Source organism: Kitasatospora sp. NPDC053308 (assembly GCF_055585785.1).
Genome location: NZ_JBVJJY010000007.1, coordinates 326,759 through 348,582 on the forward strand (window position 1 = coordinate 326,759; position 21,824 = coordinate 348,582).

20 protein-coding genes are annotated in these 21,824 nt (G+C 72.6%); 4 read left to right on the forward strand and 16 right to left on the reverse strand.

Going from position 1 to position 21,824, the window contains the following annotated elements:
- Window positions 1-5: 5 nt before the first annotated feature.
- The 9 genes from ACZ6Y7_RS18975 to ACZ6Y7_RS19015 all read right to left on the reverse strand — a co-directional run bounded on the left by ACZ6Y7_RS18975 (window position 6) and on the right by ACZ6Y7_RS19015 (window position 8,957).
- The gene (locus ACZ6Y7_RS18975; protein WP_465759038.1) at window positions 6-587 is read right to left on the reverse strand and encodes a cysteine dioxygenase family protein; all 582 of its coding nucleotides are present in this window, start codon (window positions 585-587) and stop codon (window positions 6-8) included.
- Window positions 588-663: 76 nt separating this feature from the next.
- Window positions 664-1,578, reverse strand: coding sequence for a LysR family transcriptional regulator (locus ACZ6Y7_RS18980; RefSeq protein ID WP_402210618.1), 915 nt, complete (start codon window positions 1,576-1,578; stop codon window positions 664-666).
- A 128-nt stretch (window positions 1,579-1,706) separates the two neighbouring features.
- Complete coding sequence (locus tag ACZ6Y7_RS18985; protein WP_465759039.1) at window positions 1,707-2,576, reverse strand: amino acid ABC transporter permease; 870 nt, start codon at window positions 2,574-2,576, stop codon at window positions 1,707-1,709.
- The gene (locus ACZ6Y7_RS18990; protein WP_465759040.1) at window positions 2,573-3,217 is read right to left on the reverse strand and encodes an amino acid ABC transporter permease; all 645 of its coding nucleotides are present in this window, start codon (window positions 3,215-3,217) and stop codon (window positions 2,573-2,575) included. The genes ACZ6Y7_RS18985 and ACZ6Y7_RS18990 overlap by 4 nt, the downstream gene beginning before the upstream one ends.
- 12 nt (window positions 3,218-3,229) lie before the next feature.
- Complete coding sequence (locus ACZ6Y7_RS18995; RefSeq protein WP_465759041.1) at window positions 3,230-4,138, reverse strand: glutamate ABC transporter substrate-binding protein; 909 nt, start codon at window positions 4,136-4,138, stop codon at window positions 3,230-3,232.
- 57 nt (window positions 4,139-4,195) lie between these two features.
- A complete protein-coding gene (locus tag ACZ6Y7_RS19000) occupies window positions 4,196-4,915 on the reverse strand; it encodes an amino acid ABC transporter ATP-binding protein (protein ID WP_465759129.1) in 720 nt (239 codons plus the stop codon).
- Window positions 4,916-4,971: 56 nt separating this feature from the next.
- On the reverse strand, window positions 4,972-5,217 hold the full coding sequence (locus ACZ6Y7_RS19005; RefSeq protein WP_465759042.1) for a LapA family protein: 246 nt from the start codon (window positions 5,215-5,217) through the stop codon (window positions 4,972-4,974).
- Between the two features lie 136 nt (window positions 5,218-5,353).
- Window positions 5,354-7,126 (reverse strand): ABC transporter ATP-binding protein, encoded by a 1,773-nt coding sequence (locus tag ACZ6Y7_RS19010; RefSeq protein WP_465759043.1) that lies wholly within the window; start codon window positions 7,124-7,126, stop codon window positions 5,354-5,356.
- 55 nt (window positions 7,127-7,181) lie between these two features.
- Window positions 7,182-8,957 carry an ABC transporter transmembrane domain-containing protein gene (locus ACZ6Y7_RS19015; protein ID WP_465759044.1) on the reverse strand — a complete coding sequence of 592 codons (1,776 nt, stop codon included), beginning with the start codon at window positions 8,955-8,957 and terminating at the stop codon, window positions 7,182-7,184.
- Window positions 8,958-9,509: 552 nt separating this feature from the next.
- Between ACZ6Y7_RS19015 and ACZ6Y7_RS19020 the strand changes: the two genes are divergently transcribed.
- A complete protein-coding gene (locus tag ACZ6Y7_RS19020; RefSeq protein ID WP_465759045.1) occupies window positions 9,510-10,373 on the forward strand; it encodes an aldo/keto reductase in 864 nt (287 codons plus the stop codon).
- Window positions 10,374-10,601: 228 nt separating this feature from the next.
- On the opposite strand, the gene ACZ6Y7_RS19025 is transcribed toward ACZ6Y7_RS19020, so the two are convergent.
- A complete protein-coding gene (locus ACZ6Y7_RS19025; protein ID WP_465759046.1) occupies window positions 10,602-11,468 on the reverse strand; it encodes a MarR family winged helix-turn-helix transcriptional regulator in 867 nt (288 codons plus the stop codon).
- Between the two features lie 404 nt (window positions 11,469-11,872).
- Between ACZ6Y7_RS19025 and fabG the strand changes: the two genes are divergently transcribed.
- Together fabG and ACZ6Y7_RS19035 are read left to right on the forward strand one after the other, a co-directional pair.
- Window positions 11,873-12,640, forward strand: coding sequence for a 3-oxoacyl-ACP reductase FabG (gene fabG, locus ACZ6Y7_RS19030; protein ID WP_465759047.1), 768 nt, complete (start codon window positions 11,873-11,875; stop codon window positions 12,638-12,640).
- Between the two features lie 453 nt (window positions 12,641-13,093).
- The gene (locus tag ACZ6Y7_RS19035; protein WP_465759048.1) at window positions 13,094-13,861 is read left to right on the forward strand and encodes a phosphatase PAP2 family protein; all 768 of its coding nucleotides are present in this window, start codon (window positions 13,094-13,096) and stop codon (window positions 13,859-13,861) included.
- On the opposite strand, the gene ACZ6Y7_RS19040 is transcribed toward ACZ6Y7_RS19035, so the two are convergent.
- On the reverse strand, window positions 13,812-14,036 hold the full coding sequence (locus tag ACZ6Y7_RS19040) for an I78 family peptidase inhibitor (RefSeq protein ID WP_465759049.1): 225 nt from the start codon (window positions 14,034-14,036) through the stop codon (window positions 13,812-13,814). The genes ACZ6Y7_RS19035 and ACZ6Y7_RS19040 overlap by 50 nt on opposite strands.
- Window positions 14,037-14,112: 76 nt before the next feature.
- On the opposite strand from ACZ6Y7_RS19040, the gene ACZ6Y7_RS19045 reads away from it, so the two are divergent.
- Window positions 14,113-14,385: a DUF6343 family protein gene (locus ACZ6Y7_RS19045; RefSeq protein WP_465759050.1), complete on the forward strand. Its 273-nt coding sequence runs from the start codon at window positions 14,113-14,115 to the stop codon at window positions 14,383-14,385.
- A gap of 119 nt (window positions 14,386-14,504) precedes the next feature.
- On the opposite strand, the gene ACZ6Y7_RS19050 is transcribed toward ACZ6Y7_RS19045, so the two are convergent.
- The 5 genes from ACZ6Y7_RS19050 to shc all read right to left on the reverse strand — a co-directional run bounded on the left by ACZ6Y7_RS19050 (window position 14,505) and on the right by shc (window position 21,819).
- Complete coding sequence (locus tag ACZ6Y7_RS19050; protein WP_465759051.1) at window positions 14,505-16,016, reverse strand: aspartate aminotransferase family protein; 1,512 nt, start codon at window positions 16,014-16,016, stop codon at window positions 14,505-14,507.
- Window positions 16,006-17,916 carry a 1-deoxy-D-xylulose-5-phosphate synthase gene (gene dxs, locus ACZ6Y7_RS19055; RefSeq protein ID WP_465759052.1) on the reverse strand — a complete coding sequence of 637 codons (1,911 nt, stop codon included), beginning with the start codon at window positions 17,914-17,916 and terminating at the stop codon, window positions 16,006-16,008. The genes ACZ6Y7_RS19050 and dxs overlap by 11 nt, the downstream gene beginning before the upstream one ends.
- 116 nt (window positions 17,917-18,032) lie before the next feature.
- The gene (hpnH, locus tag ACZ6Y7_RS19060) at window positions 18,033-19,061 is read right to left on the reverse strand and encodes an adenosyl-hopene transferase HpnH (protein ID WP_465759053.1); all 1,029 of its coding nucleotides are present in this window, start codon (window positions 19,059-19,061) and stop codon (window positions 18,033-18,035) included.
- Window positions 19,062-19,063: 2 nt separating this feature from the next.
- The gene (locus tag ACZ6Y7_RS19065) at window positions 19,064-19,744 is read right to left on the reverse strand and encodes a 5'-methylthioadenosine/S-adenosylhomocysteine nucleosidase family protein (protein ID WP_465759054.1); all 681 of its coding nucleotides are present in this window, start codon (window positions 19,742-19,744) and stop codon (window positions 19,064-19,066) included.
- Complete coding sequence (gene shc, locus ACZ6Y7_RS19070) at window positions 19,741-21,819, reverse strand: squalene--hopene cyclase (protein ID WP_465759055.1); 2,079 nt, start codon at window positions 21,817-21,819, stop codon at window positions 19,741-19,743. Before shc ends, ACZ6Y7_RS19065 begins: the two co-directional genes overlap by 4 nt.
- Window positions 21,820-21,824 lie beyond the last annotated feature (5 nt).

Genomic DNA, 21,824 nt, shown 5'->3' on the forward strand with positions numbered 1-21,824 from the left:
GCCGCTCACCGCTCCTGGTCGGCGGGCAGTCGGTAGACCCGTCGGATGCTGGTGCCGAGCCGGGAGACGTCCGCCCCGTACACGTGGATGGAGATGGCCGTGGTGCTGCAGGAGTTGCGCACCAGGTGGATGTCGCCGGGCGGGGCGAAGGCGGCGACGGTGCCGGCCGGGCCGGCCACGTGCTCGGTCTCGACCAGCCGGGCGGTGCGGCCGTCGGAGACCAGCCGGTAGCGGGTCTCGCTCTCCTGGCCCTGGTGGACGCCGGCCACGCACCAGGAGACGTGGTCGTGGATCGGGGTGCGCTGGCCGGGCAGCCAGACCAGGGCGACGACGGAGAAGCTGCCGTCCTCCTCGGCGTGCAGGACGTGCTGGCGGTAGCGCTGCGGGTCGCCCTCGCACTGGGCGGGGGTGAGCAGGGCGTCCGGCCCGTCGGCGTCGGCGAGCAGGTGGGGGGCGAGGCGCTCGCCGACCAGGTAGGCGGTGAGCTCCGGGGGCAGTCCGCGCTCCACGACGGCGCGGATCTCACTGATCAGCGCGGTCATCCGCTCGGTGAGTCGGTCACTGCCGACCGTGGCTGGGGACGTCATGCCAGCAGGTTCGGGCGTACCGACCTATCACGTCCAAGGAGGGTTGTTAAGCACTTCCCCTAACCCTGCTTATGGGTCAGCACCCGACCCGGCTCGCCGCCGCCAGCCGCAGCTGGTCCAGCACCAGCCCGGTGGCCGGTATCCGCCGGTGCTCGCGCAGCACGTAGGCGCTCACCTGCCGCCGCAGGTGCGGTTCGACGGCCCGCCCGGTGACCTTGCGGTGGCACATGAAGGAGAGCACCAGCGCGGGCATCAGAGCGATCCCGACTCCGGCGGCGACGAGCGACTGCACGGCGAGGTTGTCGTCGGTGGAGAAGACGATGTCGGGCGCGAAGCCCTCCTCCGCGCACACGTGCAGCAGGTTGGCCCGGCACCGCGGACAGCCGGCGATCCACCGCTCGCCGTCGAGGTCCGAGAGCCGTACGGCGTGCCGGCGGCCGAGCGGGTGCCCGACCGGCAGCAGCACCGTGAGCAGGTCCTCCATCAGCGGGATCTCGTCCACCCCGTCCGGCACCTCGGTGGCCGCGCCCGGGTAGCGGAAGGCGAGCGCGATGTCGCACTCCCCGCGCAGCAGCCGCTGGACGGAGTCCGGCGGCTCGGCCTCCAGCAGCTCGACCCGCACGCCGGGGTGCTCGGCCAGCAGGCGGGCCATGGCCTCGGGTATCAGGGTGGCGTTGGCGCTGGGGAAGGCGCAGACCCGTACCCGCCCGGCGCGCAGCCGGGCGAGCGCGGCGAGCTGCTGCTGGGCGGCGGACATGCTGTCGAGGATCAGTTCGGCGTGCCGGGCGAGCGCCTCGCCCGCCTCGGTGAGCCGCAGTCCGCGCCCGGCGCGGGTGAACAGGGGGACGCCGACGGTGCGTTCGAGCGCCTTCATCTGCTGGGTGATGGCGGGCTGGGTGTAGCCGAGCTCACGGGCGGCGGCCGAGTAGGAGCCCGCCCGGACGACTTCGTGGAACGTCCTGATGTGCCGCGAGTCGAAGACCGGCTCCATGGCCCCTCCCGCCAGGGTCGTCGTCCGGACCGCTCCAGGTCCGGTCCAGCCCCGCAATCATAAGAGGAATTTGGAGGTTCCGACTCCGACCCCATCCGTACCTATGGTTCAGTACCGAACCAAGCCTCTCACTGCTGCGCCGACGGCGGCAGCCCCATCGACACCTCGGCCTTCGCGACCGGCGCCCCGCCCCGCGCGCTCGGGCTGCGCCGACTGCGCTTCTCGACGAAGCGGGCGAGCCAGGAGAGCAGCAGACACATGCCGATGTAGATCGGCGCGATCACGATCACCACGGGGATGAACGGCAGGCCGTAGTCCAGGTTGGTGGCGATCAGCTTCCCCGCGTGCAGGAACTCCTCGTACGTGATCAGGAAGCCCAGCGAGGTGTCCTTGAGCGCGACCACCAGCTGGCTGATGATGGCCGGCAGCATCGCCCGGTTGGCCTGGGGCACCAGCACGTATGCCATCACCTGGGTCTTGCGCATGCCCAGCGCGTACGCGGCCTCCTTCTGACCCTTGGGCACGGCGAGCACGCCGGCCCGGAAGACCTCGGCCAGCACCGAGCCGTTGTAGAGCACCAGCCCGGCCACCAGCGCCCAGAGCGGCTGCACCTTGAGGGCGACGAAGACGAAGAAGATCATCACCAGCAGCGGCATGGCCCGGAAGAACTCCACCACCAGCGTGGCGAACCAGCGCACCACCCGGTGGTCGGACAGCCGCCCGGCCGCGAACAGCGCACCGAAGGGCAGGGCGAACAGCACCGTCCAGCCGAAGGCCTTGAGGGTGTTGCCGAGCCCGCGCAGCAGCAGCTCCTGCACGCCCCGGTACTCGAAGGCCATCCACTTCTCGTACGTGAACTGGTCGGTGTGGAACAGCATGTAGACGACCCAGCCGATCGCCGCCGCGATCAGCAGCAGCGCGATCACGCCGTACAGCCGGTGCCGGGCGAGCGCCTTCGGACCGGGGACGTCGTACAGCGCCGAGGCTTCGACCGTCATCGGGACACCGCCACTCGTCGTTCCAGCAGGTTGAAGACGGCACTGATGGCCAGGGTGATGATCAGGTAGCCCACGGCGATCCAGACGAAGGTCCAGACGATGCTGTAGCCCAGCTCGTTGATGGTCCGGTAGGTGCCCAGCAGCTCGGTGACGCTGAAGGACCCGGCGATCGCGGTGTTCTTCGCCAGCGCGATCATCACACTGCCGATCGGCGCCACCACCGAGCGGTACGCCTGCGGGAGCACCACCAGGCCCATCGTCTGTCCGAAGCTCATGCCCAGGCTCCGGGCCGCCTCGCCCTGCCCGGCCGGCACGGTGTTGACGCCCGAACGCATCGCCTCGCAGACGAAGGCCGACGTGTAGCAGCCGAGGGCGAGCACCGCGAAGGTGTAGAAGGGCAGGGTGATGTCGAACCGGGGCAGGCCCAGCACGACGATGAAGAACAGCAGGGTCAGCGGCGTGTTGCGCAGCACCGTGACCCACACCGTCCCGAACACCCGCAGCGGTCTGACCGGCGAGACCCGGAAGCTCGCGATCAGCACCCCCAGCACCAGCGACAGCACGGCGCTCACCGCGAAGAGCGAGAGCGTGCCGAGGAACCCGTCCCAGTAGGTCGACCAGTTGTCGGTCAGCGTTTTCACGGCGCGGCCCTCTCAGTACCGGTTGATCTGCGGCGGGGTCGGCGCGGCTTCCCCGGAGAGGCCGAGGGTCGCCTCGAAGGCCTTCGTCCAGTCGCCGTTCTGCTCGTGCTGCTGCAGCGCGTCGTTCAGCGCCGCGCGCAGCACGGTGTCGTTCTTCGGCACGCCGATCCCGTACGGCTCGGTCGAGAAGAGCGGGCCGACCACCTTGAGCTCGTCCGGGGCCTTGGCCGCGTAGCCGAGCAGGATCGCGTTGTCCGTGGTCACCGCGTCGACCTGGCCGGTGATCAGGTTGTCCACGCAGGCCGAGTAGGTGTCGTAGCCGATCAGCTTGGCCTTCGGGTACTGCGACTGGATGCGCTGGTACGGCGTCGAGCCGGCCGCCGAGCAGACCTTCTTGCCGTTCAGGTCCTGCGGGCCGTGGATGCCGGTGTCGTTCTTGCCCACCAGCAGCGACTGCCCGGCGACGAAGTACGGCCCGGCGAAGCCGACCAGCTTCTTCCGGTTGTCGTTGATGGTGTAGGTGCCGACGTAGTAGTCCACCTGGCCGTTCTGCAGCGCGGTCTCGCGGTTGGCCGAGGCGATGGTCTTGAACTGGATCCTGTCGGGCGGGAACCCCAGCGAGGCGCCGACCATCTTGGCGATCTCGATGTCGAAGCCGGAGTACACGCCGGTGGCCGGGTTCTTCTGGCCCAGGTACGGCTGGTCCTCCTTGGCGCCGACCACCAGGTGGCCCCGGGCGCGGGCGGCGTCCAGGGTCGGTGAGCCGGTGATCGCGGAGGCGTCCTGCACCTGGTAGCCGGGCAGGGCGCTGGGCTGCGGCCCCTTGGGCGGCGGGGTGCCGGGCTTGCCGCAGCCGGTCGCGAGCGCGGTGAGGAGCACGACGACGGCGAGCAGCCGCCGCCCGCCGGGCCTGCGCCTCACCGCGCGGGGTTCCGCCGCCCGCGCACCGGGCGTCGTCTCACGGTTCACGGCGCCGCCTCAGTGCTTCAGGATCTTGGACAGGAAGTCCCGGGCGCGCTCACTCTCGGGGGCACTGAAGAAGTCCTCCGGGGCGCGGTCCTCGACGATCCGGCCGTCCGCCATGAACACCACGCGGTTCGCGGAGGCCCGGGCGAAGCCCATCTCGTGGGTGACGACGATCATCGTCATGCCCTCGTGCGCGAGCCGGCGCATGACGTCCAGCACCTCGTTGATCATCTCGGGGTCGAGCGCCGAGGTCGGCTCGTCGAAGAGCAGTGCCTTGGGGTCCATCGCCAGCGCGCGGGCGATCGCGACCCGCTGCTGCTGCCCGCCCGATAGTTGGGCCGGGTACTTGTCGGCCTGCGCCGCGAGGCCCACCCGCTCCAGCAGCGCGCGGGACTTGGCGTCGGCCTCCTCCTTGGGCCGGCCGCGGACCTTGATCTGGGCGAGCGAGACGTTCTGCAGCACGGTCTTGTGCGCGAACAGGTTGAAGGACTGGAACACCATCCCGACCTCGGCGCGCAGCCGGGCGAGCCCCTTGCCCTCCTCGGGCAGCGGCTCGCCGTCGATCAGGATGGTGCCGCTCTCGATCGGTTCCAGTCGGTTGATCGCCCGGCACAGCGTGGACTTGCCGGAGCCGGACGGTCCGATGACCACGACGACCTCGCCGCGGCCCACCGTCAGCTCGATGTCCTGCAGTACGTGCAGCTCGCCGAAGTGCTTGTTGACCGCGCGCATCTCGATCAGCGGAGCGAAGGCCGAGGTGCCGCTCGGGGCCGGATCGGGAGAGGTGGTCACCCGCTGCGCCGCCCCTTCAGCAGCCAACCGAGCACGCCGCCGGCGACCAGCGTGGCCAGCAGCGCGATCCAGAGCGGCGCGGTGACGGTGAACACCCAGAACTGGATCTTCACCTTGTCGAGGTTGGCGAACAGGAACCACACGGCGAGGATGACGATGACGCCGATCCCGATGTACCGCGTGGGGATGCCGCCGATCTCTCCGCGCGGGGAGCGGGACGAGCCGTCCGAAATCTTGGTCACCGGAGCAGTCTGCGGGCCGGGCGGCCGATTTGCCCGGCTACGCGCCCTTCCGGGTCCGGGAGTAACCCGCACGGGGCAATCCGACCCCGCACGGGTTTACCGATCTCCGGCCTCGCCGGTGGCCTCCGCCCCGCGGCTACCCCTCGTCCCGCCACGAACGCCAGAGCGCCGCGTACGGACCACCGGCCGCGACCAGCTCCGGGTGGCTGCCGTACTCGCTGATCCGCCCGCCCTCGACCACCGCGATCACGTCCGCGTCGTGCGCGGTGTGCAGCCGGTGCGCGATGGCGATGACCGTCCGCCCCTCCAGCACCCGGGAGAGCGAGCGCTCCAGGTGCCGGGCGGCCCGCGGGTCCAGCAGGGAGGTGGCCTCGTCCAGCACCAGGGTGTGCGGATCGGCCAGCACCAGCCGGGCCAGGGCCAGTTGCTGGGCCTGCGGCGGGGTCAGCGCGGTTCCGCCGGAGCCGACCTCGGTGTCGAGCCCCTCCGGCAGCGCGTCCACCCAGGCCCCGGCGTCCACCGCGTCCAGCGCGGCCCGCAGCTCGGTGTCGTCCGCGTGGGGCGCCGCCAGCCGGAGGTTGTCCCGCAGGGTGCCGACGAAGACGTGGTGCTCCTGGTTCACCAGGGCCACCTCGGCGCGCACCCGCTCCGCCGGCATCCGCGACAGCGCCGCGCCGCCGAGGGTCACACTGCCGCGGCCGGGGGCGTAGATCCCGGCCAACAGCCGCCCGAGCGTGGACTTGCCCGCCCCGGAGGGCCCGACCAGGGCGACCCGGCTGCCCGGTGCGACGTCCAGACTGATCCCGTGCAGGACGTCCGCACCCTCGCGGTAGCCGAACCGGACGTCCCGGGCCTCCACCCGGCGGCCGTCCGGGCTGGCGGACTCGTCCCCCTCGTGCTCCGGCACTTCGCGCACGCCGACCAGCCGGGCCAGGGAGGCCTGCCCGATCTGCAGTTCGTCGTACCAGCGCAGGATCAGGTCCACCGGACCGGTCAGCATCTGCGCGTACAGCACACCGGTGGTCAACTGCCCGACGCTGATCCACCCCCTGAGCGTGAACAGCCCGCCGAGCACCAGGGTCGCGAGCACCGCCGCGGTGTAGACGGCGTCGATGGTCGGGAACCAGACCGAGCGCAGCCACAGGGTGTAGCGCTCCCAGGCCAGCCACTCGCGCAGCTTGCGGTCGGTCAGCCCGATCCGCCGGTCGCCCAGGCGCAGCGCCTCGACGGTGCGGCCGGCGTCCACCGTCTCGGCCAGCACGGTGTTCACCGCCGCGTACCCGGCCGACTCGTTGCGGTAGGACTGCGGCGCCCGCCGGAAGTACCAGCGGGAGGTGGCCAGCAGCAGCGGCAGCCCGATCAGCGAGCTCAGCGCGAGCAGCGGCGAGGTGAGCAGCAGGGCGCCGAGCACCAGCAGCAACGACACCACGGCGACGGCGAGTTCGGGGACCGCCTCGCGCACGGACTTGTCCAGCCGGTCGACGTCGGTGGTGCCCCGGGAGACCAGGTCCCCGGTGCCGGCCCGCTCCAGCACGCCGGTCGGCAGCGCGACCGAGCGGACCAGGAAGTCCTCGCGCAGGTCGGCCAGCACCCGCTCGCCGAGCACCGCGCCGCGCATCCGCGACCAGCCGGTGAACGCGGCCTGCGCCACGAGCGCCAGCAGGTACCAGGCGACGGCGACCGCGATGGTGGACCCGGCGGTGCCGGTGGCCAGCGACTCGACCAGGCTGCCGAGCACCCAGGGCCCGACCAGCCCGGCCAGGGTGGCCACCGAGTGCAGCGCCACCACCGCGGAGAACCCGCCGCGGTGCCGCCGGGCGAGCAGCAGCAGGTAGCCGCGCACGGCGGCCGGCGAACCGACCGGCAGGGTCGCGGCCGGCCCCTGTTCCTCATGGACGGGGGGCTTCATGACGGACTCCTCGGGTGTGTGTCACGGCAGTTGACGAAGCGGTCCGGGCGGCCGTTCACACGGCCCCGCTCACCGGCCGGGCGGCCTCCTCGTCGCGGGTGACCACGGCCCGGTAGGCCGGCTCGGTCCGCATCAGCTCGCGGTGCCGTCCCGACGCGACCGCCCGGCCGTCGCGCAGCAGCACCACCCGGTCCGCCCGGTCGAGCAGCAGCGGGCTGGTCGCGAACACCACGGTGGTGCGGCCGGCCCTGGTCTCCCGCAGCCCGGCGGCGATCCTGGACTCGGTGTGGGCGTCGACCGCGCTCGTCGGCTCGTCCAGCACCAGGACCGGCGGGTCCGCGAGCAGCGCCCGGGCCAGGGCGAGCCGCTGGCGCTGCCCGCCGGACAGCGAGCGGCCGCGCTCGGTGATCCGGGCGCGCATCGGATCGCCCGCGCACTCCGGCGAGCCGTCCACCAGCGCCTCCAGCACGTCGTCCGACCGGGCGGCCGCCAGCGCCTCGGCGGCCGAGACCCGCCCCGAGGACGGGATGTCGAACAGTTCGGCCAGCGTCCCGGAGAGCAGCACCGGCTCCTTGTCGTGGACCAGCACCGCCGCCCTGGCCTCGGCCAGTGGCACGGCGTCCAGCTCCGTGCCGCCGAGCCGCGCCGAGGGCTGCTCCGGCTCGCCCTCGGCCAACGGGACGTGGCCGCCGAGCCGCTCGGCGAGCGCCCCGGCGAAGTCCGGGTCCCCGCAGACCACGGCGGTCAGCTCGCCGGCCCGCGCGGTCAGCCCACTGACCGGGTCGTACAGGTCCGCCTTGGCGGCCCCGGTCAGCGAGGCCTCGGCGGCCCCGTCGGTCCGACGGAGCGAGAGCACCCGGACGGCCCGCCCGGCGGAGACCCGGGCGACGCTCCAGGCGTGCGCCGCCTCGCCCAGGATCCGCAGCGGCGCGGCCAGGAAGGCCGTCGCGCCGTACACCGCGATCAGGGTGCCGACGGCGAGCTCGCCGGAGGCCGCCAGCCGGGCGCCGCACCAGGTGATGCCGACCACGAACAGGCCCGGCAGCAGCACCTGTTGGGCCTGCATCAGCGACCATACCCGGGCCGAGCGGACGGCGGCCGCCCGGACCTTCTGGGAGGCCGCCCGGTACCGCTCCAGGAAGAGCTCCTCACCGCCGATGCCGCGCAGCACCCGCAGCCCGGCCACCGTGTCGGCGGCCAGTTCGGTGGCCTTGCCGCCGAGCGCGCGCTGCTGCTCGTAGCGCCGCTCGAACGGCCCGATCAGCGGCCAGACCGAGGCCGCCAGCACCGGGACGCCGAGCAGCACACCGACGCCCAGCACCGGTTCGACCACCAGCACGGCCGAACTGACGGCCAGCCAGACGAGCACCGCGGACCGGACCCGGGCGGTCAGCTCGACGTACCAGCCGATCCGCTCGACGTCCCCGCTGCCGACCGCCACCACCTCGCCGGTGGCGATCCGCCGGGACAGCCCGGCCCCCAGGTCCGAGGCCTGCCGGGCGACCAACTGCCGCACCTGGCAAGCGGCGTGGATCCAGTTCCAGACGACCTGACGATGCGTCAGGGCGGTGCCCAGCGACGCACCCACGGCGAGCAGCAGGACAAGGGCGGCGGCCCGCCAGATCCCGCCGGCGTCACCGTCGACGGCGGCCTGCACGCCCAGTCCGAGCGGCACCGGCAGGGCGGCTTGGCACCCCATCTCCAGCAGGTTCCAGCAGGTGGCGCGCACCTGCCCGCGCCGCTGGCTGCGCTGCAGCCAGCGCAGGAAGGCCAGGGGCGAGGAGAGATCGGGACTGCCGGGATCGGCCAGCGGCAGGGGGGTGAGCGGCATGACACTCCGATGCGAACGGTGCGGAGGTACGGGGGAGCGCGGCAACGAGCGTGCGCGGGAATGCGAGCGCACGGGAACGGGGGCGCGGGAACGAGCGTGCGCGGGAATGCGAGCGCACGGGAACGGGGGCGCGGGAACGGGGGCGCGAACGGGCGCGGGGCCGTCGACACATCCGGAGGGAGCGCCGGACGGAACATCAGGAAGGGCACGAAGGGCCCGGATCTCAGGAGGCCATGTCCGGGAGCCTGCCAACCCCGGTGTGACCCCCGCAACAGGTTTTCTCACCGTCTTCCCACCGGCCGGCCGCCGGCGGCCCCCCGATCCCCCGCCCGCTGCCTCCGGGATCCCCCGCCCGTCCGCGCCGGGACGGCCCCCGGCAGCTCCCCGGCGGGCCTCCGCCGCTCCCCCGGCGCCCCTTCCCCGCGCCCTCCGCCTGGGCCCGGAGCCCTGCAAAACGTCTCCCAAGATTCACCCGTTCGGTGGGAACAATCACCTTCCGGCGCCAGTTGGCCTTCGTTGGAAAGACCAACGACCAGGAGGGCACTGCGTCCCGTGAGCACCATCCCCACCGTCACCCTCAACGACGGCGCCCAGATCCCGCAGCTCGGCTTCGGCGTGTGGCAGGTCCCGGACGGCGAGGCCACGGCCGCCGTCCGCGCCGCGATCGAGGCGGGCTACCGCTCGATCGACACCGCGGCGATCTACGAGAACGAGGCCGGCACCGGCGCGGCGATCGCCGAGGCGCTGGCCGGCGGCGTCGCCCGCGAGGACCTCTACATCACCACCAAGCTGTGGAACTCCGGCACCCGCGACTGGTCCGGCGAGCAGGGCCGCGACGCGGTGCTGCGCGAGTTCGACGCCTCGCTCGCCAAGCTGGGCCTCGACTACGTCGACCTGTACCTGATCCACTGGCCGCGCCCGATGCACGGCAGCTACCTCAACATCTGGAAGGCCTTCGAGCAGCTGAAGGCGGACGGCCGGGTCAAGTCGATCGGCGTCTCCAACTTCGGCACCGAGCAGCTGATCCGCCTGCTGGACGAGTCCACGGTCGCCCCGGTGCTCAACCAGGTCGAGCTGCACCCGTACTTCCCGCAGGAGGAGCTGCGTGCCTTCCACGCCGAGCACGGCATCGCCACCGAGGCGTGGAGCCCGCTGGGCCAGGGCGGGGAGCTGCTCGCCGAGCCGGCCCTGGTGAAGATCGCCGAGAAGCACGGCCGCACGGTCGCCCAGGTGGTGCTCCGCTGGCACCTGCAGAGCGGTGTGATCGCCATCCCGAAGTCGGTCACCCCGTCGCGCATCCGGGAGAACCTGGACGTCACCGGTTTCGAGCTGGACGCCGAGGACCTCGCGGCGATCGCCGGCGTCGCCACCGGCAAGCGCATCGGCCCGGACCCGCAGGGCTTCGACTGGAACTGACCCCCGGCCCGGGGCCCGCTACCGGGCCCCGGCCACCCGGCAGCGCCCCGGCCGGCCCCGCGGGTCCTGCGGGTCCCGGCCGGCCCGACGGCCGGCGCAGCCGAACGCCGAGGACCGCCCACCCCGTTCGGGGGCGGGCGGTCCTCGGCGTTCGCGATTCACCGCCCCATCGGGGACGAACCCTCGGTACGTTGGCGAATCGTTTTGGCTATTGTTACCAAGGCTTGGTCAAAGCCTGGCCGCCTTGGCGATGAGCGCCAGCGCGGCCTCGTGCTCGCTCTCCTCCAGCGGAGCCAGCAGCAGCCGCTGGACCTCGGCCACCCCGGCCGCCGAGCGGTGCAGCAGGTCCTGTCCCGCCGGTGAGAGCGAGAGCAGGTTGCGACGCCCGTCCGACGGGTCGCGCCGACGCTGCACCAGACCGCGGCGCACCAGTCGGCTCACCATCTCCGCCATGGTGGCCTTGTCCAGCGAGGCCAGCTCGCCGACCGTGCGCTGGTCCGCGCCCGGTTCCAGCTCCAGCGCGTCCAGTACCGCGTACTGCGGGGCCGTCAGGTCCGCGCCGACGTGCTCCGACCAGAGCTTGGTGTGCACCTGCTGGCTCACCCTGATCAGGTAGCCGATCGCCCGCTGGGCGTCCAGTATCGGCCGCGCGTCCGTGAAGACGGCGACCGCGGCGGGCTCCAGCCTGGCTATCTTGGCCATCACCCGGACGATCTCGATCTGCTCGTCCGCCGTGAGCGGCTCGAACAGGACGCGCTGCACGCGGACGACGCCGCCGGTGGCCTCACGGACCGCCTGGGCGCCGCTCTGCGAGAGCGCGAGCAGCTTGCGCCGGCCGTCGGCCGGGTCGCGCCTGCGAAGCACCAGGCCGCGGCGGACGAGCCGCGCGACCATCTCCGCCATCGTGGCCTTGTCCAGCGAGGCCCGCTCGCCGACCGTCCGCTGGTCCGCGCCCGGTTCGAGGGCCAGGACCAGCAGCACGGCGAACTGCGGAGCCGTGAGATCGGCTCCGACGTGCTCGGACCACAGACGGGTGTGGACCTGCTGTGCAACACGAATCAGGTGACCGGGCGACTGCTGCAGTCGCGCGGACACGCGGGTTGTCGGGATCTCCCCCAGCACCATGTATCCGTCCCGATGTCACACCCGGTGTGTGTGGGACACCCGGGTGGGGCAGTAACGGCGAGTGGGCGTCCAGCTATGAGGGAGGGCGCTCCAGCCGTGCAGCCGGTGGCTGCTGGCGGACACTATACAAACGGCGGGCCCGTGCTGGCAGGCAGGGGCGGATAGTAGACGCAGGTTCGGCAACATTGGCATATTTACGCGCTGCGACACTCTTGCAGTAACCCGTTCTCAGCAGAAAGCCGACCGGTCGGTCCTTACCGACCGTCACCTGCGCCTCTCCACCCTGGCCGCCTCCCCTACTCGCCGGTAGGGTGTGGCCACCCTCTCCGGGGGCTCCCCGGAGGAGGCAACCCCCGAGAGAGACGAGAGCGAGCATGACCGAGCAGAGCACCGCCCCCCGGGTCGCCGTCGTCACCGGTGCCGCCCGCGGCCTGGGTGCCGCCACCGCCGTCCGACTGGCCGCCGACGGCTACGCGGTCGCCGTCCTGGACCTGGACGAGGCGGCCGGCAAGGACACCGTCGACCGGATCACCGCCGCCGGGGGCAAGGCCCTGGCCGTCGGCGCCGACGTCTCGGACGCCGAGCAGGTCCAGGCCGCCGTCGACCGCGTGGTCGCCGAGCTCGGCGCCCCGGTCGTGCTGGTCAACAACGCGGGCGTGCTGCGCGACAACCTTCTCTTCAAGATGTCCGAGTCCGACTGGGACACGGTCATGAACGTCCACCTCCGCGGCGCCTTCCTGATGACCCGCGCGGTGCAGAAGCACATGGTCGACGCCGGATACGGCCGCATCGTCAACCTGTCCTCCTCCTCCGCCCAGGGGAACCGCGGCCAGGCCAACTACTCGGCCGCCAAGGCGGGCCTGCAAGGTTTCACCAAGACTTTGGCCATCGAGCTCGGCAAGTTCGGCATCACGGCCAACGCGGTGGCCCCCGGCTTCATCGCCACGGACATGACCGCGGCCACCGCGGCCCGGGTCGGCATGGACTTCGAAGACTTCAAGCGGGCCGCGGCCTCTCAGATCCCGGTCCAGCGGGTCGGTCAGCCTGAGGACGTCGCCCACACCATCTCGTTCCTGGCGAGCGAGGGCGCCGGCTTCGTCTCCGGCCAGGTGATCTACGTCGCGGGCGGCCCCCTCGACTGAGCACCGAACCTACACAGGGTGACCACGGAGTGGGAAGCCGGGCGAGCCGGCCTCCCGCTCCGTTTCCTTTACCGGGACTTTTGCAGAATCATTCGAAGACCACACGGGCATTCGATCCCGGAATAGCGGAAATCACCCACCGAGACACCCCCGGAGGCCCCAATTGTCGATTTCCCGGGAAAATGACAATTACCCCCGGAATGGTCCTGTCCGGGTGGGTAAGGTCACCCCGTGCAATCGAGAAGTACCCGCGCTCCCGTTCCACGGCAGCGGCCCGGACACAGCACCGCCGCCACCGGCCGGGACCGGCCGCCCCCGATGAGCGCACCTCAGATGAGCGCACCTCATGGGAGCCCACCGTCGATGAGCCCGCCTCCCGTGCATCCGGCTCCCGTGCATCCGGCTCCCATGAGCCCGGCTCCCACGGACCCGGCTCCCCTGAGCTGGCCGCCGATGAGCCGGCGGCAGGCCGCCCTGCTCGCCGCCACCGTCGTCCTCTACCTCCTGGTGCTGGCCGGCGTCCTGCTCAACACCGCCCTGGTCGACCTCGACTGGTCGGTCCGCCTGCTGCGCCCGTACGAACGCTGGCCGCGGCTGGAGCCGCTGCTGGACACCTGGGTGGTCGCCGGGCAGCGCGGCCCCTCGGCGATCGCCGCCTTCGCCTGGCTCGCCTGGCGCGCCCGCCGCCTCGGCCGGCTGCGCCCCCTGCTGGTCATGGGTGTCGCGCTGCTGCTGCTCAATGTCACGGTCGGCGCGGTCAAGATCGTCACCGGCCGGCTCGGCCCGCACTACGCCCAGTACGTCGGCTCACCCGAACTCTTCTCCGGCGGCACCATCTTCCCGTCCGGGCACACCGCCAACGCGGTCGTCACCTGGGGCGTGCTCGCCTACCTCGCCGTCCGCTGGCGCCGCACCGGCGCGGTGATCGCCGCCGCCACCGCCTGCTCGATCGGCCTGACCACCGTCTACCTGGGCACCCACTGGGTCACCGACGTGCTGGCCGGCTGGGCCGCCGGACTGCTCGTCCTGCTCTCGCTGCCCCTGCTGGAGCCCCTGGTCACCGCCGCCGAGCAACGGCTCCACCGCCGCTTCGGCGACCGGCCCCTCCCCGGCGGGGCCACCGGGTACCGGAGCACCGGACACCCGGCCACCGGGGCGGCGGCAACGGCCGCTAGCCCTCCCAGCTCCGCTCCACCACGCCGTCCCGCACCGCGAGGTTGAGCCGCCCCTGCCGGTACTCCATGGTCATCAGCTCCCCCGGCTCCAGCACCCGGACCGAGGCCCAGCCGTGCCGCCGGGCCAGCTCCCGGGCCCGCTCGATCCGCAGTCCCGCGTACCCCTCGGCATCCGGCCCCGCCGCACCCGCACCCGCCCCCGCCGCGTCCGACCCCGACATCGCGTCTCCCCCCGGTCAGCCCTCGGTCGTACGCTGGAATCGTAGCCCGACCCCCGCGGTCCGGAGGTGAACCACGATGCGCACCACCACGCCGCGGCGGTGGCGCAGCGGTACCGAGCCGACCACCGCCCGCAGCGACCTCAAGCTCCGCTACCTGCTCTCGCTCACCTTCACGCCGCTGTTCGTGCTGGCCACGGCGGGCTTCGCCGCCTGGGCGGCCGCCTCTCCCGTCGACGGCGCACCCAGCCGGGGCACCCTCACCGGCTTCGCCGTCGCCTGCGGTCTGCTCTCCCTGTTCGCCGTCGTCGATCTCGTGGTGGTCGTCCGGCGCCGCCGGACCGAGCTCTGACGCGGTGTCTCCCGGTGAGTGGGAAGTCGGCCCGGCCGACTTCCCACTCACCGCTTCCGGGCCGGCAGGTCCGGGGGCCGACAGTTCCGGGCTCTGCGGTTCCCGGCCCCGGCCGTCCGTCAGCGACTGCCGACCGCCTGCTTCACCAGGGTCCGTCCGAAGTCCCACATCAGGCCGCTCCCCCGGTGGGCCTCGTCCATGATGTCGGTGAAGGCGTCCATGAACCGGTCCACGTCCCGCTCGGTGATGATCAGCGGCGGGATCAGCTTGATCACTTCCAGGTGGTCCCCGGACACCTGGGTCAGGATCCGGTGGCGCTGCAGCAGCGGGACCACGACCATCTGCGCGAACAGTCCCTTGCGCGCCGCCTGCAGGGCCGCCCACCCGGTGCGCAGCTTGAGCGACTTCGGCCGGCCGAACTCGATGCCGATCATCAGCCCGCGCCCGCGCACCTCGGCGAGCAGCTCGTACCTGTCGACCAGCGCCGTCAGCCGCTCGCGGAACAGGTCGCCGACCGCGCGGGCGTTCTCCACCACCTTCTCGTCCCGCATGACCTCCAGGGTCGCCAGCCCGGCAGCCATGGCCTGGGCGTTGGACCCGAAGCTGGCCGAGTGCACCAGCACCCGGTCCATCGAGGAGTACACCTTCTCGAAGATCCAGCCCTTGCCGAGCGTCGCGCCGATCGGCACGTAGCCGCCGGAGAGCGCTTTGGCCGCGCAGACCAGGTCGGGCAGCACCCCGTCCTCGTGCTGGTAGGCGAAGAACTCCCCGCTGCGGCCGATCCCGGTCTGCACCTCGTCGCAGATCAGCAGCGCCTTGTGCTCGTGCAGCAGCGCCTGGGCGGCGCGCAGCCAGCCGGGCGGCGGCGCCTGGACGCCCTTGCCCTGGATCGGTTCGACGATCAGCGCCGCGACGTCGCCGCGCTTCAACTCCTTGGCCAGCGCGCCGAGATCGCCGAGCGGGATGGCGGTGTCCGGGAGCAGCGGGTCGAAGCCCTTGCGGAAGCCGCTCTCCCCGTTGACCGAGAGGGAGCCGGTGGTCAGCCCGTGGAAGGCGTGGTCGGCGTAGAGGATCCGGCGCCGTCCGGTGGCGTAGCGGGCGAACTTCAGCGCGGTCTCCACCGCCTCCGTGCCGCTGTTGCCGAAGAACACCCGGTCCAGCCCGGGCGCGTACGAGAGGAGCCGCTCGGCCAGCAGTCCCGGCAGCGGCGAGCAGTCGAAGCGGACCAGGTCCGGCAGGTCCAGGTCCATCACCTGCTGGATCGCCGAGCGCACCACGGGGTGGTGGCGGCCGAGCGCGAAGATGCCGAAGCCGGCCAGCATGTCGAGGTACTCGTTGCCCTCGGCGTCGTAGAAGTACGGCCCCTTGGCGCGCTCGTAGTACTTGTCGAAGCCGATGGTGTGGAGCATCCGGGACAGCTGCGGGTTGAGGTAGCGGCTGGTCAGCTCGTAACGCTCACGCCCGCGCTCGGCGATCAGAGCGGCGAGGTCGAAGGCGGGCCGCGGGGCGCCGCCGTTCGGGGCAGGCCGCACGGAACCGTCGCCGTCGGCGGCGGGGCGCGCGGAGCCGTCGGAGGCGGGGCGGGCGGAGGCCTCGCCGTCGGAGGCGGGGAGGTCTGGGTCAGCCGGCATGGCGCGGGTTCGCTCCTCGGTTCGGTAGCAGGTTCTTGGCGAAGACGGCGGCCTGGGCGGCGACCCCGGTCCCGGTGAGCCCGGCCTCCTCGAGGATCTCCCCGCGCGAGGCGTGCCCGAGGAACTCCTGCGGCAGGCCGAGCACCCGCACCGGTACGTCGACGTCGGCGTCGCGCAGCGCCTGGGCGATCGCCGAACCGACCCCGCCGGTCCGGCCGTTGTCCTCGACGGTGACCACCAGCCGGTGCGCGGCCGCGAGTTCCGGCAGCGCCGGGTCGACCGGTTTGACCCAGCGCGGGTCGACCACGGTGGCGGTGAAGCCCTCGGCGAGCAGCAGCCGGGCGGCGTCCAGGCAGGCCGAGGCGGTGGTGCCGACGGCGACCAGCAGGATCTCGGCGGGCCTCCCGGTGCGCAGCAGCACGTCCACGCCGCCGATCCGCTCGACGGCCGGCACCGCGGGCCCGACGTTCCCCTTGGGGAAGCGCACGACCGTCGGCGCGTCATCGACCTCGACGGCTTCGCGCAGCTGGGCGCGCAGCTGCTCGGCGTCGCGCGGCGCGGCGAGCCGCAGACCGGGCACGACCTGCAGGATGGACATGTCCCACATGCCGTTGTGCGAGGCGCCGTCCGGGCCGGTCACCCCGGAGCGGTCGAGCACGAAGGTGACGCCGAGCCGGTGCAGGGCGACGTCCATCAGCACCTGGTCGAAGGCCCGGTTCAGGAAGGTCGCGTACACCGCGACCACCGGGTGCAGCCCGCCGGTCGCCAGCCCGGCCGCGCTGGTCACGGCGTGCTGCTCGGCGATCCCGACGTCGAAGGTCCGCGCCGGGTACGCCTTGGCGAACGGCGCCAGGCCCACCGGCTGCAGCATCGCCGCGGTGATCGCCACCAGCTCCGGCCGCTCGCCGCCGAGCGCGAGCAGCTCGTCCCCGAACACCGAGGTCCAGGAGACGCCGCTGCTGGGCGAGATCGGCAGGCAGGTGTACGGGTCGATCGGGTTGACGGCGTGGAAGCGGTCGGCCTCGTCCTGCTCGGCGGGCCGGTAGCCGCGCCCCTTGACGGTCAGGCAGTGCACGATGACCGGTCCGCCGAAGTTGCGGGCCTGGCGCAGGGCCTGCTCGACCGCGGCCAGGTCGTGGCCGTCGATCGGTCCGAGGTACTTCAGGCCGAGGTCCTCGAACATGCCCTGGGGGGCGAAGGCGTCCTTGAACCCCTTCTTGGCGCCGTGCAGCGCGTCGAAGATCGGCTGCCCGACCAGCGGGGTGCGCTGCAGCGCCTCCTTGCCGAGGGCGAGGAAGCGCTCGTAGCCCTGGGTGGTGCGCAGCGTGGCGAGGTGGTTGGCGAGGCCGCCGATGGTCCTGGCGTAGGAGCGCTCGTTGTCGTTGACGACGATGACCAGTGGCCGGTCGCGGGCCTCGGCGATGTTGTTGAGCGCCTCCCAGGCGAGCCCGCCGGTGAGCGCGCCGTCGCCGATCACCGCCACGGTGCGCCGGTCGTGCTGGCCGAGCAGCTGGGCGGCCTTGGCCAGTCCGTCGGCGTAGGAGAGCGCGGTGGAGGCGTGCGAGTTCTCGACCAGGTCGTGCTCGGACTCGGCGCGCGAGGGGTAGCCGGAGAGCCCGCCGCGCATCCGCAGCCGGGTGAAGTCCTGGCGGCCGGTGAGGAGTTTGTGCACGTAGCTCTGGTGGCCGGTGTCGAAGACGATCCGGTCGTACGGCGAGTCGAAGACCCGGTGCAGCGCGATGGTCAGCTCCACCACGCCCAGGTTGGGCCCGAGGTGTCCGCCGGTGCGGGTGACGGCGTCGATCAGGAAGTCGCGGATCTCGTCGGCGAGCATCGGGAGTTCGGCCGCCGGGAGCTTGCGAAGCTCGGCCGGCGACGTGACGCGGGAGAGCAGTGACATGGGTACACCTCACGACTCGGAGCGGTGCGGTGGTGCCTCCGCCCGGCGGGGCGGGCGGAGCCGGCCCGGGCGCGCGGGCCCGGGCCGGGGTGCCGACCTGGCGGTCAACTCCCGGCTCAGCGGCCCTGGTTGCCGCTGACGGTCTCGGTGATGGCGCGCAGCGACTGCTGCAGCGATCCCATCGTCGCGAGGACGGCGGTCGGCTCGTAGCCGCAGTGGGCCATGCAGTTGGCGCAGCGCGGGTCCTTGCCGCGGCCGTACTTGCTCCAGTCGGTCTTCTCGACCAGCTCGCGGTAGGTGGGCACGTAGCCGTCGGCCATCAGGTAGCAGGGCCGCTGCCAGCCGAACAGCGAGTAGTTGGGGATGCCCCAGGGGGTGCATTCGAAGTCGGCCTTGCCCTCCAGGAAGTCCAGGAAGAGCGGGCTGTGGTTGAGCCGCCAGCGGCGCCGGTTGCCGCCGGCGAAGGCCTTGCGGAAGAGCTCCCGGGTCTGCTCGACGCCGAGGAAGTGCTCCTGGTCGGGGGCCTTCTCGTAGGCGTAGGCGGGCGAGATCATCATCTCGTCCACCTTCAGCTCGTCGTTGAGGAAGTCCAGCACGTCGATGACGGTCTGCGGGGTGTCGGTGTTGAAGAAGGTGCTGTTGGTGGTGACCCGGAAGCCGCGCCGCTTGGCCTCCTTGATCGCCGCGACCGCCTCGTCGAAGGTGCCCTCCTTGGCCACCGACTCGTCGTGCCGCTCGCGCAGGCCGTCGATGTGCACGGCGAAGGTGAAGTACGGCGAGGGCTTGAACTTGTCCATCTTCTTGCGCAGCAGCAGCGCGTTGGTGCACAGGAACACGTACTTGCGGCGCTCCACCAGCTGCCGGACGATCTCGTCGATCTGCGGGTGCATCAGCGGCTCGCCACCGGCGATCGAGACCATCGGGGCACCCGACTCCAGCACCGCGCCGACCGCCTGGGCGACGGGCATCCGCTGCTTCAGGACACCCGCCGGGTGCTGGATCTTGCCGCAGCCCTCGCAGGCGAGGTTGCAGGCGAACAGCGGTTCCAGCTCCACGATCAGCGGGAACTTGTCCCGTCGCTTGAGCAGCTTCTGCTGCATGAGGTAGGTGCCGACCCGCACGGTCTGGCGCAACGGCATGGCCATGGCTAGCTCGCCTCCTGGGGGAGCGTCGAGGATGTGGGGTGGAACAGGTCGTCGGGGCGGGGTCCGCGCTCCTGCCGGTACCAGTCGACGAGGGCGGGTACCGTCGCCCGCAGGGTCCGCCAGGCCCGTACGCCGGCGGGGAGCGTCCCGGGCCGCAGCAGCTCGTGCTCGGGGGTGTCGACCACCACTCGCAGGACGGCCGCGGGCAGCGTCGGCCGCACCTCCCGCAGCGCGGCCAGGACGGCGGCGGCCTCCATGTCGACGGCGAGGGCGCCCTGCAGGTGCAGCGCCCGCCGTTCGATGCCGCGCACCACGTGGTCGGCGGTGTGGTGCACCCCGGTGTGCACGGTCAGGCCGCGCTCCTTCAGCGCCCGGGTGAGGTCCGGGCCGGAGCCGACCGGGTAGAGGTGGCCCTCGGCGTCGCGCACCCCGTCGGCCGCGACGACGTCGCCGGGTTGCACGCCGGGGCCGAGCGCGGCGCCGAAGCCGGCCACCACGACGGCGCCGTAGCCGCCGGGGGCGGAGCCGAGCAGCCGCCGGACGGCCGTCCCGGCGCGCCGGCGGCCGACCCCGGTGCGCACCAGCACCGGGGACCCGCCGACCGCGCCGCGCCAGTCGCCCCCGCGCAGGGCCCAGACCTCGGGGCCCAGGGCGCAGAGCACCAGCAGCGGGGCCGTGGTCACCGCACCGCCCCGATCGCCGGGGTGCCGCCCGCGTCGGCCCTGCCCGGGTGGCCGTGCAGGTAGCGGCCGAGCGCGGTGACCGGGAAGACCAGCCGGTACAGGTGGTAGTTGATGGAGAAGTCCCACGGGAAGCCGGTGCCGGTGAACTGCGGTTCGTCCCAGGTGCCCTCGGGCAGCTGGGTGCGGACCAGCCAGTCCACGCCGCGTTCCACCGCGGGGTTGGCCCGGCCGTCCGGGCCCTCGCCGGCCGCGAGCAGCGCCATCAGCGCCCACGCGGTCTGCGAGGCCGTGGAGTCGCCGCGCCCGGCCCAGCGGGCCGGGTCGTCGTAGGAGCGCATGTCCTCGCCCCAGCCGCCGTCGGCGTTCTGCCGGTCCTCCAGCCAGCGCACCGCCCGGCGGATCGCCGGGTGCTCGTCCGGGACGCCGGCCGCGACCAGGGCGGGCAGCACCGAGCCGGTGCCGTAGATGTAGTTGGTGCCCCAGCGGCCGAACCAGGAGCCGTCCGCCTCCTGGTTGCGCAGCAGCCACTCGATGCCGCGCCGGGTCCGGGGGTCGCGGGCGCGGCCGGTCTCCGCGAGCATCTCCACCACGTGGGCGGTCACGTCGGCGGAGGGCGGGTCGACGACCTCGCCGAAGTCGCAGAACGGCAGCTTGTTGGGCAGCGTGCTGGTGTTGTCGACGTCGAAGGCGCCCCAGGCGCCGTTCTTGGACTGCATGCCGAGGTTCCACCGCACGCCGCGGTCCACCGCCGCGGCCACCCTGGCCGGGTCGGGGTGCGCCACCCGGCGCAGCGCCAGGACCACCTCGGCGGTGTCGTCGATGTCGGGGTAGGTGTCGTTCTCGAACTCGAAGGCCCAGCCGCCGGCCGGGAGGCCGGGCCGCTGGACCGCCCAGTCGCCGCGCTTGCGGATCTCCTCGCCGAGCATCCAGTCGACGGCGGAGACCAGCGCCGGGTGGTCGGCCGGGACGCCGGCGTCGGCCAGCGCGATGGTGGCCAGGCAGGTGTCCCAGACCGGGGACTGGCAGGCCTCCAGCCAGCGCTTGCCGTCCTCGGTGTGCACGGTGAAGCGGTCGAAGGAGGCGAGCCCCGCCTGCATCACCGGGTGCTCCAGCTCATAGCCCTCCAGGTGCAGGGCGATCAGCGAGTAGACGGCGGGCGGTTGGATGCCGCCCCAGCAGCCGTCGGCCTCCTGCCGTTCGACGATCCAGCGGCAGGCCTGGGAGACGGCCAGCCGGCGCAACGGGCGGAAGGCCCGGCGGTGGTAGGCGTGGAGCACCTTGTCGAGGCGCTCGAACAGGCCGTCCCAGGTGGTGGCGGGGGCGAGCGGCCGTTCGGGGTACGGGTCGTCCGGGTCGGTGTGCAGCTCGGTGAGCGGGAAGGGCGCCGGACGTACGGGCCGGTGGGAGGAGACGACGGTCAGCGGGACGATGGTCTGACGGGCCCAGCAGCCGAAGGCGTAGATGTTCAGCGGCAGCCACTTGGGCAGGAAGATGATCTCCGGCGGCATCTCCGGCAGCCGCGCCCAGGGCCACCAGCCGAACAGCGCGAGCCAGATCCGGGTGAACACCCGGGCGGCCGCGATGCCGCCCGCGGAGCGGACGTACCGGGCGGCGGCCAGCATGTGCGGGGCGTTCGGGTCGTCGCCCGCGAGTTTGAGCGCGACGTACGCCTCGACGGTGGTGGACAGTTCGGGCGGCCCGCCGTGGAAGGTGGCCCAGGTGCCGTCCTCACGCTGCTGGGAGCGGATCCACGCGGCGGTGGCGCGGGTCTGCTCCTCGGTCCGGATCCCGAGGAACTGCCGGAGCAGTAAATCCTCGGCGTCCATGGTGACGTTGGTCTCCAGGTCGCCCTTCCACCAGCCCTCGGAGGACTGCAGCGAGAGCAGGTGGGTGGTGGCGCGGGCCAGGGCCTCCCGCGCGTCGGCCGGTCCGTGGTCCGCCTCACCGGCCGGCAACCGGTCGGTGTCCTCGGGCTGCCGCCGCCCCGCGCCCAGCAGGGCCGGGGGGCGGTCGCCCACCGCGACCGGCTCGGAATCGTACTCAGGGTCGAGCCGGCCGTCCGCGGTTGCTGTCAACGTAA